Genomic DNA, 13,073 nt, shown 5'->3' on the forward strand with positions numbered 1-13,073 from the left:
GGCAGGGGGGTGGACGGAGGGTGCGTCCGGAAATGACGCACCCCCTCGCGGCCGGGCCGCTTGCAATCGGGTGCGGGCGGGACGATGCAGCGGCCGTGGCCGACCTCTCCAGCGACATCGTCATCATCGGCGCGGGCGTGCTGGGCCTGTCGGTCGCGGCTGAACTGGCGGCGCGGGGGCATCGCGTGGCCGTGGTCGATCCCGGTGCGGCCAATGCGTCGTTGGTGGCTGCTGGGATGATCGCGCCGGCGTTCGAGAGCCTGCTGGACCGAGCAGATGCGGAACGGGCGGCGCTGCTGCGAGCGGCGTCGGCGCTCTGGCCGGGCTTCGGCGAGGCGCATGGGATCGCGATCGATACGAATCCGGCGGAATGGCGCGGACCGGATCCAGATGGGGTCGCCGAGCGGCTTGTCGCGCTGGGCTTTCGCATGGAGCGGCGTGGCGGGGTCGTCACTGTACCGGACGATGTCCGGATAGAGCCGGGCGACGCGCTTGCGCGACTGGTCAACCGAGTTGGCGTGACGCTGATCCCCGGACGGGCGTCTGCGCTGGAGCGGACCGACGAGGGCTGGGCTGTGGCCACGCCTGGCGGATGGGTGCGGGCGGCGGCCGTGGTTCTGGCCACGGGTTCTGGCCCGTCCCCGGCCGGGCTCCCGGACGCGGCCGTTCGGGCCTTTGGCACCGTTCGCGCGATCGCGGGCCAGATCGGGTGGGTCGAGCGTCCCTTGACCGACCGGGTGCTACGCGGGCCGGGCGGCTATGTGGTTCCGTCCAAGGGCGGTGCGCTGATCGGGGCGACGATGGTCGAAGATCAGCCGGAGGCGGTCGTGAATGCGACGGCCTCGGCGCGACTAATCACGGAGGCGGAAGCGTTGATCGGCGAGCGCATCGATGCGCCCGTCGCGTGGCGGGCTGCGGTGCGAGGGGCGACGCCCGACGGGCTGCCATTGGCCGGGGGTGTGGGCGAGGGGCTGCATCTGGCGTTGGCGCCGCGGCGGAACGGCTGGCTGATGGGGCCGCTGGTGGCGGGGGTGGTGGCCGACGGGATCGAAGGGCGGCCGTGCAGGCCGCGCGCGGCCGCCCTCGATCCTCTGCGGTTCAGTCTTCCGGCCCCTGAACCGCGGCTGCGGTTCAGTCCTCGGGAAGCGTGAAGCGGATGCCGATTGTGACGCGGGCGCCGTCGACCGGCTGGCCGTCCACGGTCTGGGGGCTCATGCGGAAGTAGCGGCTGAGGCCCTGGGCGGCGCGGCCGAAGCCGTTTCCGGCGGGGCTCTCGGACGCCACGGCGCAGGCCGACACCGTGCCGTTGGCGTTGACTGTGCAGGTCAGGCTGGCCACGCCCTCGATCTCGCGATCCAGCGCCCGGTCGGGATAGGCGCGGGCCAGCTGGTCGCCGTTGGGGCGGCTGATCCAGCGGGGCGAGGTGATGACCGGCGGGCCGCGCGGGGTCTCGACGACGGGCTCGGCGGCCGTTCCGGTCGCGGTGTCGGACGGGACGATGGTTTCGAGGTTGATCGTCGGGCCGGTGGTCGTGGTCGCGGTCTCGTTGATGACGGCCGGGAGGGTTTCCGTCGGCGTCGTGGGTAGAGGCGTGACGTTCAGGCGCGGGTTGGGCGCGGGCGGCGTCACAGTCGGCTCGGGCGGACGGGGCGGGGGCGGCGGGAGCAGGGTGATCCCGTCGATGACGCGATCCGGGGCGGCCTCGATCTGTTTCAGCTCGAACCGCTGATAGTAGAGCGCGGTGGCCAGTCCGGCGTGGGCCAGAACGACCGCACCCACGACCGCGACGGTCGAGCGGGGCAGGGAGCGGCGGCGCTCGCCATAGTCCATCGGATGGGTGATGCGGGGTCCGCCCGCGGCCTGGATCATCATGGTCGTCACTCCCTGTTGCAGCGGCGCTCCACAGCGCCCGCGACGATGGCGCGCGCGGCCGATGTCGGGATTGGGGCAGGGAGTAATGACGGTTTCTGATGCTTCCTGACGGGAGTGTTTATTGCGCTACCGCTCGCGACGCGGTCGCTCGCTGCTTGAGCGCCGGCGTCGAGCTGGGCCGTTAACCGACGTTAACGGCCGCTTAACCACGTTCTTTCAGCCTTTCGCGCATGAGCATCAGGGCGATTCCAGCGTCGGGAGGGGTGGAGGCCGCGATTCGTCGCGCGTCCCAGTCGACCGGCGTCGATTTCGACTTCCTGATGAAGACGGCGCGCAGGGAAAGCGCCTTCAACCCCAATGCCCGGGCGCCGACATCCTCGGCGTCGGGCCTGTTCCAGTTCATCGAGCAGACCTGGCTGGCCACGCTGAAGCAGCACGGGGCCAAGCACGGCTATGGCCAGTACGCCGACCTGATCCACAGGGGCGCCGACGGGCGCTGGCGGGTCGAGGGCTCGGCGCGCAACGTTGTGCTGGATCTGAGGTTCGATCCGCAGGCGGCGTCCCTGATGGCGGGCGAGCTGACGGCCCAGAACGCCGCCTATCTGCGGGGGCGTACCGGGCGGGAGCCTGGGGCGGGCGACCTGTATGCGGCCCATTTCCTGGGACCGGCCGGGGCGGCGCAGATCATGGAGGCGATGGCGACGCGGCCCGGCGCCAGCGCGGTCGCCATGTTCCCGCAGGCGGCGGCCGCCAACCGGTCGATCTTCTACCGCGATGGTCGCCCCGCGACGGTGGCGGAAGTTCACGCCAACTTGCAGAGCACGGCGGGCGGGCCCGCGCCTGTGATCGGCCCGACAACGCCGTCGGCGCCGCCACTGGACGAGCAGGCGATGGCTCTGGCGGCGCGGATGGACCGGCTGAAGCAGGACCAGAGCCTGCTCGCCCTGCTGCTCGGTCAGGATGGAGAAGGCCAGTTCAAGTCCGGCTCGGGCGTCGGCTTCGGCGGGGCCTTCGGGCCGGAGAAATCGGCGACCGACGCGGGGTGGTAAACCGGGCGTTAAGCCTGGCCGCTCACCATTCTACGCGACTCAAGGGACACTCGCCTCCGCCATGACCGCCGCCCGCGCCCGACTGACCGAGTTCGACATCCGCCGCCTGATCAAGGCGTCCGACGATGATGACCGGGCGGCCGCCGCGCACAAGCTGTGCCGCAGCATGGACTCGATCGACCTGACGGATGAAGACCGGCAGGCGGCGCAGAAGATCCTGCGCATCCTAGCCGATGACGCCGCCGAGCTCGTCCGCCGGGCGCTGGCGGTGACGCTGAAGAGTTCGGACCTGCTGCCGCCCGACGTGGCGAGGAAGCTGGCAGCCGATGTCGACTCCATCGCCCTGCCGATCATCGGATCGTCGCCGGTGTTCTCGGACGACGACCTGATCGAGATCGTCCGGGCCGGATCGGCTGCGCGTCAAATCGCGGTCGCGGCCAGGCCGAGCGTGCCGCGCGACGTGGCCGATGTGATCGCGGCGGAGGCCGGCGAGGCCGCGGTTCGTACGCTGGCGGCCAACGACAACGCCGACCTGTCCGAGCGGGCCATGGGCCGGGCGATTGACCGATTCGGCAGCGCGCCGGAAGTGGTGGCGGCGCTGGCCTATCGGCAGGTCCTGCCGCTGGAGATCACCGAACGACTTGTGGCGCTGGCGTCCGAGGCGGTGCGCGAGCATCTGGTCAGCCGCCATGCGGTGGCGCCCGAGACGGCCATCCGCCTGGCGACCTATGCGCGGGAGCGGGCGACTGTCGACCTGATCGACCAGGCTCCGGCCGGAGCCGATCTGGCTACCTTCGTGGCGCAGTTGAACGCCAGGAAGGCGCTGACAGCGTCCCTGCTGCTGCGGGCTCTGGCGCGGGGCAAGATGGCCCTGTTCGAGCACGGCGTGGCCGAGCTGGCGTCCACGCCGCACAGCCGGGCGTGGCTTATGGTGCATGATGCAGGGCCGCTGGGACTGAAGGCAATCTATGACCGGGCGGGTCTGCCGCCGCGCCTGTTCCAGGCGTTCCGTGCCGGTGTCGACACCTGGCGTCAGCTGATGGCCGAGGGCGGAGACGTGTCGGGCGAAACCTTTCGCGAGCGGATGCTGGAGCGGTTCCTGACGCAGCGCCCGAACGCGCCGCGCGACGATGTGGCCTATCTGATGGAGCGGCTGGATCAGGCGCCGCAGGGGCCGGTCCGGATCGAGGCAGCGCACGCGGCCTGATCACCTGTTAGGTCGTCATCCTTAGGCTTGACCCAAGGATCGGACGTAGGACCGTTCCTTTATTGGTTGATGCGTCTGCACTGGAGCCACACCCGCCGCATGTCCGCTGCGGATGATCCGATCCTCGGGTCAAGCCCGGGGATGACGGGAGGGGTGGGTCTTACCGGGCTTTAGCCCGCTCGATGCGCAGCGACCTTGGCTTCGAGGGTTTCAGCCAGAACGCGACCGGTCGGGTGGTCGTCGGTCTGGATCTGGTCGCGGACCACGGCGCGGATGGCGTCGATGTGGGCGTCGATCAACATGATGGGAGCGGCCATGCGCTTGGCGGGATCGTCCAGCAGCTTGCACAGGGAACCGGCCAGTCGGGTCACGAGCGGATACTGATAGGTGGTGCCCAGCCCCTTGAGATCGTGGGCGCGGAAGTAGACGCCCTCGGCGGTCTGGGGGGTGTAACCCTCGCTGCGGACGGCGGCCTGGGCGGCGTCCAGCTTGGTGATCTCGTCCTGCAACCACTGGCCGAACTGGGCCGACATGGCCTTGAGCGCCTCTTCGGCCTTGGCGATGGCGTCTGCGTTGATTCCGCCAAACCCGGCGCCGACCTTGGCGCGGAGAACGTTCGGGGGACGGATGACCTGGGCCGGATTGCTCACGGGACGCTCCTGGGAACTAATCCGCCGCAGAGTGCATGGAACGCCCTAAGAAACCGTGACTTGCATCAGGCTGTGAACTGCTCAGTCAAAACACGCTCCTCGAACGATCGCCCCGCGTCGAACAGCATGGTCAGCGCGATGTCGCGGCGTTCCTTCACCGCAACGCGGACGACGCGGCGGATCTCCAGGCTGTCGGCCACGGCGCTGACGGGGCGTTTGTCGGCTTCCAGGACTGCGAACTCGACCTTGGCCCGGTGAGATAGAAGCGCGCCGCGCCAGCGGCGGGGCCGAAAGGCGCTGATGGGCGTCAGCGCCAGCATGCGGGCGTCCAGCGGAATGATGGGCCCGTGGGCCGACAGGTTATAGGCGGTCGAACCCGCTGGCGTGGCCACCAGGCAGCCGTCGCAGGTCAGCTCTTCCAGCCGCACCTTGCCGTCGACGCTGATCTTCAGCTTGGCAGACTGGCGGGTCTGGCGCAGCAGGGAGACTTCGTTGATAGCCAGGCCGGATTGCGCCTGACCGGCCTCGGTCCAGGCGTCCATCTGGAGCGGGTGGATGACGGCGCGACCAGCGGCGACGATCCGCTCGAGCAGGCCGTCTTCCTCATAGTCGTTCATCAGGAAGCCGACCGAGCCCCGGTTCATGCCGTACACTGGCGTGCGGCGGCTGAGGTTGGCGTGCAGCGTCTCCAGCATGAAGCCGTCGCCGCCCAGGGCCACTATGACGTCGGCCTCGGCCTCCGGGACCGAGCCGTAAAGACCGATCAGTCGCTCGCGCGCGGCCTGGGCCTCGGGTCGTTCGCTGGCGCAGACGGCGATGCGGGGAGGGGGACTGTTCACCGGTCGAGGTGAACCGAGGGGAACGGCGAAGTCAAACGACGCATATCGCCGGGATCACTCGCCGATGTGGCCCATCAGCGCTCGGAACTCGCGGGCGGCGGCCGACGGCGGCAGGCTGGTGCGGCCCTGGACGCCGACGTCGCCTTCGCCCGGCCAGCCATCCGACAGCTTGCGGATCTCGTCGAGCACGGCCGGGAAGACGGCGCGGTCGATGCCGACAGAGGCGCACAGTAGATACAGCGCGTCGGCCGAAGGGCGCATGATGGCGGCGCGCACCTGGGCCAGGGTGAAGCCGGACAGGGCGGCGATGCCGTGTTCGAACAGGCTCAGGCGTCTTTCGCGCACGGCGCGGATCAGAAAGCCTGCGCGCAGCTGACCCCCCGCCTGCAGTTTGGCGACGAGGCGGCGCTCCATCTCGTCGCGTTCGACAACGCTGGCGGCCTCCTCGATGCCCTTGGGCTCGGCCTTCTGCGGTTGAACCTTTGTCGTCGCGGCGTCGACGGCGATGGAGAGTTTTGATTCGTCGACGCGGAAGCGTTCGCCGATGGCCTCGCGCAGCGCTTGGCCGACGTACTGATAGAGCTGGGTGGCGAGCTGGTCATTGAGGCGCGGATGGCGGGTCAGGGGCGCGCGGAGCGCCGCGATCCGGCGGGAGTGGTCGATCAGGCGTTCGAGCGCGCTGTCAGAGACTTCGGCGGTCCGATTCCCAGCGAGCGCCGTCAGGCTGGCGGGCTCGCCCCGGTCGATGATGGCGTCGGCGACCTGGCTGGAGAGGTGCGGACGGCGTGCGACCTCGATCTGATGCTCGATGGTGGCCTCGACGAGGACGCGGAGCAGATCCTGATCTTTCAGCAGGGGGCTTCTGGCGATGACGGGGCGGGCGATTTCGATCTCATCCAGCGCCAGCATGGCGACCAGGGCAGGCGGCGCCCATTCGGCGGGGGCCAGGGCCTCGGACAGGGCCTTGCGGATGTCCCGCTCGGCCTGCCGTGCCAGGATCATGAAGATGTCGCCGAGCAGGGGCGAGGCCTCGGCCCCGGGAGGGGTCGCGTCGCACAGGGCGGTTATACCGAGCAGCAGGCGGCGGCGATCCTCCGTCGTCTTGGACCGCGCGAGGCCGAGAAGGCGAGAGGCGCTGGACGCGGTATCCTCGTCGTGGCGGTAGGTCTGCATCTGGACGACAGCGGTCACGGGCGGCTCCGGTCGGAGGAACTCCGAACACCGTTCAGCTTGGCCGCCGGACGTGAAAACTCGGTTAACCAAGGCTGAATCGTCAGCCTGAATCCTAGGCTGTTCTTGACCCGATCCAAGGTTGGCGCGACGGTCCGGCCGTTCATCGCCACGCTCAAGGAGACGATCATGGCCGACGGCTCGACCCCCTCGCTGAAATCGCGCGTTTCGGCCGAGGAATGGCAGGCGCGGGTCGATCTGGCGGCGCTGTATCGCCTCGTCGCGCTGCACGGGTGGGACGATATGATCTTCACCCACATCTCGGCACGAGTTCCGGGGCCCGAGCACCACTTCCTGATCAACCCGTACGGCTTCTACTTCGAGGAGATCACGGCCTCTTCTCTGGTAAAGGTCGATCTGGACGGAAACATCGTCCAGGAGACCCAGAGCTTCATCAACCCGGCCGGCTTCACCATTCATTCCGCCATCCACGCCGCGCGCGAGGACGCGCACTTCGTCATCCATCTGCACACGGTGGCCGGCGTGGGCGTGGCGGCGCAGAAGGAGGGGCTGCTGCCGATCGGGCAGAACGCCTGCCTGTTGCAGCACCACGTCGCCTATCATGGCTATGAGGGGCTGGCGCTGAACCATGACGAGCGCGAGCGCCTGGTGGCGGACCTTGGGGACAAGCCTCTGATGCTGCTTCGAAACCACGGCACCTTGGCGGTTGGACAGACGGCGGCGGCCGCCTGGGTCGGGATGTTCTTCCTGGAGCGCGCCTGCGCCCAGCAGGTGGCGGCGCTGTCGGGTGGACGCGAGCACGTGTTGTTCGCCCCGGACGCGGCCCAGGCGGAGACGAAAGAACAGGGCCGGGGGCTCGGCTTCGTAGCCCCGCTGGCCTGGCCCGGCGCGCTAAGGCTGCTGGACCGCAAGTCGCCGGGCTACGACGTCTGATGCGCATCGCCATCCTCGCGGGCCTCGCGCTCGCGGGGACGGCGACAGTCGTGCAGGCCGGGGCCTGGACCCAGCCGAAAGGCAAGGCGCAGGTCATCGCCAAGGCCGAAGTCATGCGAGCCACCGAGGGGTTCGACCCCAACGGCGCGCTCGCCCACTTGCCCGCGCGCCGGGAGGATCGCGCCGTCGGTGTCTTCGCGGAGTATGGCCTCACGGATCGCCTGACGCTTCAGCTCAAGGGCGACTGGCAGTCGGGCGAGGACGCCTTTGTCGACTATTCCGGGCGGGGGCCGGTTGAACTCGGCCTGACCTGGCAGGCGTGGCGGGACCATCGTGGCGCGGTCAGCATCTACGGCGGTTACGCCCAGGCGGGCGAAGGGCGCAACGCGGGCTATGCCGCGCCGGGTGTCGGCGAGGAGGACTGGGAGGTGCGCGTCTCGGCGGGTCGAGGGTTCGGCGCGCCGGCGGTCGTGGCGGGGCGCTGGGGGCCGAACCGGACCTTCGCTGAGGTCCAGGTCGCGCGGCGCATGCGCGATGGTCTCCCTGACGAGGTTCGCGCCGACCTGACTGTGGGGGCCCATTTCGGCGACCACTGGATGGTCATGGCTCAGGCGTTCGGTGGCGTGACGGACGATGATGGGGCACAATGGCTGTCGGCCGAGACGTCGGTCGTCCGGCATCTGGGTCGCTGGAGCTTCCAGGCAGGCTGGCGGCGAACGGTCGCAGGACGGGAGACGCCCCTGGCGGAAGGTCCCGTGGTGGCCGTCTGGCGCCGGTTCTGACCTGCGACCGGACGACGCGACGGAAACCGGAACGGCGGACGTTACAAACTGTTTAGATTGCCTGACGCGACGGAAGCGTTATGGCCAACCGCCTCCCGTATCTCGAGAATTACGCCTGTGATCAAACGTCACTTTTTTCTGATCGCCGCGGCCGTGGTGCTGGGTCTGATGATTGTGGCGGCGGTGATGCGCGTGGCCTTCGCCGAGGACGAGGGTGGGCGCGGCCAGGGCGGCCCCGGCGGACCGGGCGCAGGACGCGGGCAGCAAGTCTCGGAGGCCGTCGTTACGCTGCGGCCCTTCAGCGACCAGATCGACGTACTGGGTGTGGCGCGCGGTCAGCGGTCGGTCAACATCACCTCTGCGACGTCGGAGCTCATCACGGCGGTGCTGTTCCAGGACGGCCAGCGCGTCGGCGCGGGCGCGCCTCTGGTTCGCCTTCAGGCCGGCGAGGAAGAGGCCTCCATCATCCAGGCGCGCGCCAACCTGGCCCAGGCCGAGCGGGAGTATGAGCGCTTTGCTACGCTCGCCGAACGCGGCGTGGCTCCGCGGGTCTCGGCCGAGGACGCCCTGACCGCCGTCGAGACGGCCAGAGCCACGCTCGCCGCGGCCCAGGCGCGTCAGGGCGATCGCGTCATCCGCGCGCCTTTCGCGGGCGTGCTGGGACTGTCGACCGTGACGTCGGGCACGTTGATCAGCCCCGGAGCCGTCATCACGACACTGGACGACATCAGCGTGATCCGCGTCGATTTCCCGGTCCCCGAGCGTTACCTCGGCGTACTGAGGCAGGGCCTGCCGATCACGGCCACTGCCGATGCCTATGGCAATGAGACCTTCTCAGGTCGCATCGCCCTGGTCGATACCCGTATCAACGAGACCACGCGCGCCGTGACCGCCCGCGCCGAGTTCGCCAACCCTGGCGGCCGCATCCGGCCCGGCATGCTGATGCGCGTCGGCATCCAGCAGGGACAGCGCCAGAGCCCGTCAGTGCCCGAGTCGGCCGTGCAGTACGAGGGCGAGAACGCCTTCGTCTATCGCATCGCGCCCGGCGAGCGCGGCTCGACCGCTCAGCGCGTCGAAGTCGAGCCGGGGGCCGTCGAGGGCGGCTTCGTCGAAATCCTGTCCGGCCTTGCGGCCAACGACCGCGTCGTCGGCTCGGGCCTGAACCGCATCCAGCCCAACGCGCCGGTCAGCGTGGCGGGCGCGGGGGGCGCTCGCGGCGGAGCGCCTGAAAAGGCGGCCGCGCAGGACAGTCGCGCCTCGCCACAGGTGGCTACGCGATGATGCTCTCCGACGTTTCCGTTCGCCGCCCGGTCTTCGCGGCCGTGGCGGCCATCGTGCTGTGCGTGATCGGCGCGGCGGCCTTCTTCTTCCTGCCGGTGCGGGAGCTTCCGGACGTCGATCCGCCCGTGGTCTCGGTTTCGACCAGCTATGGCGGGGCCTCGGCCGAGGTCATCGAGAACCAGATCACCGAGCCGATCGAGCAGCAGGTCGCCGGCATCCAGGGCATAGAGCGCATCAGCTCGACCAGCCGCGATGGTCGATCCAACGTGACCATCGAGTTCGCACTGGATCGCGACATCGACGTGGCCGCCTCGGACGTGCGCGATCGCGTCAGCCGGGTGCAGGGCCGTTTGCCGGACCAGGCCGATCCGCCGGAGGTCGCCAAGGCGGATTCCGATGCTCAGCCGATCATGATCCTGTTCCTGCGGTCGTCGTCGATGAACCGGCTGGAGCTGACCGACTATGCCGATCGCTATCTGCTGGATCGACTGGCGACCGTGCCGGGTGTCGCTCAGGTGCAGATCTACGGCGAGCAGCGCTACGCCATGCGCATTTGGCTAGACCCGGACGCCATGGCCGCGCGCGGCCTGACGGTGACGCAGGTCGAGGCCGCCCTGACACGCCAGAACGTGGAACTGCCCGCCGGATCGCTGGAATCGACGGACAAGGATTACACGATCCGGGTCGATCGGACCTATGCCCGGGCCGAGGACTTCGCCCAGCTGCCGATCAGCGCCACGGGCAACGCTTCCCAGCAATCCGCCGGGGCCTCCGGTGCCGTCTCGACCGGGGCCCAGCCGACGGGGTCCGGCGCTCAGGGCGCGCTGCAGGGCCGTCCGGTCTATGTCACCCGGCTCGGCGACATCGCCCGCGTCGAGGAGGCTCCCGCTGAAGATCGCCGTCTGTTCCGGGGCAACGGCCTGGATCAGATCGGCCTTGCCGTCACCCGCCAGGCCCAGGCCAACGACCTCGAGATCTCCAAGGGTGTCGAGGCCCTTGTCGAGGAAATCCAGTCCAGTTTGCCGCCCCAGACCGAGCTGGTCGTCGGCTCGGACAACTCGGTCTTCACCAAACACGCCATCGAAGAGGTCTGGATCACCATCGGCATCTCCATGGTGCTGGTGGCGCTGGTGAACTTCATCTTCCTGGGCACCCTCCGCGCCGCCCTGATCCCGTCGATCGTGGCCCCGATCTGCCTTTTGGCGACTTTCATCGTCCTTGCGCCGCTAGGCTTCTCGTTGAACCTCCTGACGCTCCTGGCGCTGGTTCTGGCCATCGGCCTGGTGGTCGACGACGCCATCGTCGTGACCGAGAACATCCAGCGTCGTCTGGACCACGGCGAGCCGCCGCTGGTCGCGGCCGAGCGCGGGACGCGCCAGGTGTTCTTCGCGGTCGTCGCCACCACCATCGTGCTGCTGGCCGTGTTCGCGCCGCTGATGTTCCTGCCGGGATACGTCGGCCGTCTGTTCGTCGAGCTGGCGGCCGCCATCGCCGCCGCCATCGCGTTCTCGGCCTTCCTGGCACTCAGCCTGTCGCCCATGCTGGCGTCCAAGATCCTGCGCCCGGCCTCGGGCGGCGGATGGGTCGCGCGCCGCGTCGACTTCGCCATGGACAAGCTGAAGAACTCCTACGCCAACTCGCTCGATATGCTGGTCGGGCGGCGCATCGCCGTGGTTGGCGTCTCAGCGCTGGTTCTGCTGGTCGGCGGCGGGGCGGCCTTCATGTTCCTGAACCTGCCCAGCGAGCTGGTGCCGCCCGAGGATCGCGGTCGCGTTGGCGTGCGAGTGCAGGGGCCGGAAGGCGCCGGCTTCCAGTACACCCGCGACATCATGCTGGGGCTGGAGCCCATCCTGGCCGAGTACCGCGAGAGCGGCGAAGTCGAGAGCTTCCTGATCTCCGCGCCGGGTTTTGGCGGCGGCAGCTTCAACTCCGGCAACGCCTCCCTGATCCTCAAGGACTGGTCCGAGCGCGATCGCACCGCCGACGAGATCGCCCAGGAGTTGAACGGCAAGCTGCGCGGTCAGACCGACGCCCAGGTCAACGCCTCGACCCCCGGCGCCTTCCAGCGCGGCGGGGGCGGTGGGGGCGGTGGCGGCAACTCCATCGAACTGATCGCCACGGGCTCGGACTACGACGAGATCTTCCAGTGGCTTCAGCCCATCCTGGCGGCATCGCAGGAGAATGAGGGCTTCAGCCGACCGCGCCTGAACTATGAGCCCAACGCCCCGCGCCTGCTGGTGCAGGTGGATCCGCAGAGGGCGGCGGCGCTCGGTGTCTCCTCGCAGGAGATCGGCCGGACGCTGGAGACCATGCTCGGTTCGCGTCGCGCGACCACCTATCTGCGCGGCGGTCAGGAGTATGACGTCATCCTGCAAACCGAGCGGGACGACCGGTCCTCGCTGTCGGACCTGAATACCCTCTACGTCGGCACCGGCGGTGGGACTCTGGTGCCGCTGTCGTCGGTCGTTTCGACCGAGACCTCGGGCGCGACGCCGGACCGGCGACGTCTTGACCGCCAGCGGGCGATCACCCTGTCGGCCGACCTGAACCCCGGCACGACGATCGCCGACGCGGTCGCCTTCATGGAGGAACAGGTCGCCCTGCAGCCGCAAGGCATCGTCAACATCCAGTACGGCGGCGCGGCGCGGGATCAGCAGGAGGCGGGCGGCGCGGTGCTGGCGGCCTTCGGGCTGGCGCTCTTGCTGGTGTTCCTCGTGCTGGCGGCCCAGTTCGAGAGCTGGATCACCCCGGCGGTCATCATGCTGACGGTGCCGCTCGCGGCGGCGGGCGGCCTGTTCGGCCTGCTGATGGCGGGCTCGAGCCTCAACATCTACTCCCAGATCGGCCTCATCATCCTGATCGGGGTGGCGGCCAAGAACGGCATCCTGATCGTGGAGTTCGCCAACCAGCTGCGCGACCAGGGCCGCTCGATCAAGGAGGCGATCGTCGAGAGCTCTGCGCTCCGCCTGCGCCCGATCATCATGACCTCGATCGCCACGGCCTTCGGCGCGCTTCCGCTGATGCTGTGGCAGGGCGCGGGCGCCGGCAGCCGCCAGACCATCGGCGTGGTGATCTTCACCGGCGCCATGTTCGCGACCCTGCTGACCCTGTTCGTCGTGCCGGTGATCTATGGGGCGCTGGCCCGCTTCACGCGCTCGCCGGAGTACACGGCGCGCAAGATCGAGGAGTGGGAAGCCCAGGAGCAGACCGCCAACGACGCCGTGCCGATCGCGGCCGAGTAGGCGGCCTCATCGGCCGTGTGACGAGAG

General features: G+C 69.2%; 11 protein-coding genes. 7 read left to right on the forward strand and 4 right to left on the reverse strand.

Annotated features, from left to right (window positions below):
• Nucleotides 1–32 precede the first annotated feature (32 nt).
• Nucleotides 33–1,151: an NAD(P)/FAD-dependent oxidoreductase gene (locus Q333_RS0103555; RefSeq protein WP_084175714.1), complete on the forward strand. Its 1,119-nt coding sequence runs from the start codon at nt 33–35 to the stop codon at nt 1,149–1,151.
• Here the strand turns inward: Q333_RS0103555 and Q333_RS0103560 are convergent.
• Complete coding sequence (locus Q333_RS0103560; RefSeq protein WP_029415374.1) at nt 1,132–1,872, reverse strand: TonB family protein; 741 nt, start codon at nt 1,870–1,872, stop codon at nt 1,132–1,134. The two genes, Q333_RS0103555 and Q333_RS0103560, sit on opposite strands and share 20 nt — an antisense overlap.
• Nucleotides 1,873–2,102: 230 nt before the next feature.
• On the opposite strand from Q333_RS0103560, the gene Q333_RS0103565 reads away from it, so the two are divergent.
• Both Q333_RS0103565 and Q333_RS0103570 read left to right on the forward strand, forming a co-directional pair.
• On the forward strand, nt 2,103–2,921 hold the full coding sequence (locus Q333_RS0103565; RefSeq protein ID WP_029415375.1) for a transglycosylase SLT domain-containing protein: 819 nt from the start codon (nt 2,103–2,105) through the stop codon (nt 2,919–2,921).
• A 61-nt stretch (nt 2,922–2,982) separates the two neighbouring features.
• Nucleotides 2,983–4,128, forward strand: a complete 1,146-nt coding sequence (locus Q333_RS0103570) for a DUF2336 domain-containing protein (protein ID WP_029415376.1) — start codon at nt 2,983–2,985, stop codon at nt 4,126–4,128.
• 170 nt (nt 4,129–4,298) lie between these two features.
• Here Q333_RS0103570 and Q333_RS0103575 read toward each other — a convergent pair whose 3' ends face one another.
• The 3 genes from Q333_RS0103575 to Q333_RS0103585 form a co-directional block, all read right to left on the reverse strand.
• Nucleotides 4,299–4,778 carry a hypothetical protein gene (locus tag Q333_RS0103575; protein ID WP_029415377.1) on the reverse strand — a complete coding sequence of 160 codons (480 nt, stop codon included), beginning with the start codon at nt 4,776–4,778 and terminating at the stop codon, nt 4,299–4,301.
• A 65-nt stretch (nt 4,779–4,843) separates the two neighbouring features.
• Nucleotides 4,844–5,617, reverse strand: coding sequence for an NAD kinase (locus Q333_RS0103580; protein WP_029415378.1), 774 nt, complete (start codon nt 5,615–5,617; stop codon nt 4,844–4,846).
• 54 nt (nt 5,618–5,671) lie between these two features.
• Nucleotides 5,672–6,808 carry a DUF2336 domain-containing protein gene (locus Q333_RS0103585; RefSeq protein WP_051651095.1) on the reverse strand — a complete coding sequence of 379 codons (1,137 nt, stop codon included), beginning with the start codon at nt 6,806–6,808 and terminating at the stop codon, nt 5,672–5,674.
• Between the two features lie 168 nt (nt 6,809–6,976).
• On the opposite strand from Q333_RS0103585, the gene Q333_RS0103590 reads away from it, so the two are divergent.
• The 4 genes from Q333_RS0103590 to Q333_RS0103605 all read left to right on the forward strand — a co-directional run bounded on the left by Q333_RS0103590 (nt 6,977) and on the right by Q333_RS0103605 (nt 13,046).
• Nucleotides 6,977–7,741 carry a class II aldolase/adducin family protein gene (locus tag Q333_RS0103590; RefSeq protein WP_029415380.1) on the forward strand — a complete coding sequence of 255 codons (765 nt, stop codon included), beginning with the start codon at nt 6,977–6,979 and terminating at the stop codon, nt 7,739–7,741.
• A complete protein-coding gene (locus Q333_RS0103595; RefSeq protein WP_029415381.1) occupies nt 7,741–8,523 on the forward strand; it encodes a hypothetical protein in 783 nt (260 codons plus the stop codon). The genes Q333_RS0103590 and Q333_RS0103595 overlap by 1 nt, the downstream gene beginning before the upstream one ends.
• Nucleotides 8,524–8,640: 117 nt before the next feature.
• Nucleotides 8,641–9,804: an efflux RND transporter periplasmic adaptor subunit gene (locus tag Q333_RS0103600; protein ID WP_029415382.1), complete on the forward strand. Its 1,164-nt coding sequence runs from the start codon at nt 8,641–8,643 to the stop codon at nt 9,802–9,804.
• Nucleotides 9,804–13,046 carry an efflux RND transporter permease subunit gene (locus Q333_RS0103605; protein ID WP_035293754.1) on the forward strand — a complete coding sequence of 1,081 codons (3,243 nt, stop codon included), beginning with the start codon at nt 9,804–9,806 and terminating at the stop codon, nt 13,044–13,046. Before Q333_RS0103600 ends, Q333_RS0103605 begins: the two co-directional genes overlap by 1 nt.
• Nucleotides 13,047–13,073 lie beyond the last annotated feature (27 nt).

The sequence above is a fragment of the Brevundimonas bacteroides DSM 4726 genome, assembly GCF_000701445.1.
Taxonomy (GTDB): Bacteria; Pseudomonadota; Alphaproteobacteria; order Caulobacterales; family Caulobacteraceae; genus Brevundimonas; species Brevundimonas bacteroides.

Coding starts and splice junctions, on each gene's coding strand:
- Q333_RS0103555 (WP_084175714.1), top strand. CDS start 33: ATGACGCACCCCCTCGCGGCCGGGCCGCTTGCAATCGGGTGCGGGCGG.
- Q333_RS0103560 (WP_029415374.1), bottom strand. CDS start 1,872: ATGATGATCCAGGCCGCGGGCGGACCCCGCATCACCCATCCGATGGAC.
- Q333_RS0103565 (WP_029415375.1), top strand. CDS start 2,103: ATGAGCATCAGGGCGATTCCAGCGTCGGGAGGGGTGGAGGCCGCGATT.
- Q333_RS0103570 (WP_029415376.1), top strand. CDS start 2,983: ATGACCGCCGCCCGCGCCCGACTGACCGAGTTCGACATCCGCCGCCTG.
- Q333_RS0103590 (WP_029415380.1), top strand. CDS start 6,977: ATGGCCGACGGCTCGACCCCCTCGCTGAAATCGCGCGTTTCGGCCGAG.
- Q333_RS0103595 (WP_029415381.1), top strand. CDS start 7,741: ATGCGCATCGCCATCCTCGCGGGCCTCGCGCTCGCGGGGACGGCGACA.
- Q333_RS0103605 (WP_035293754.1), top strand. CDS start 9,804: ATGCTCTCCGACGTTTCCGTTCGCCGCCCGGTCTTCGCGGCCGTGGCG.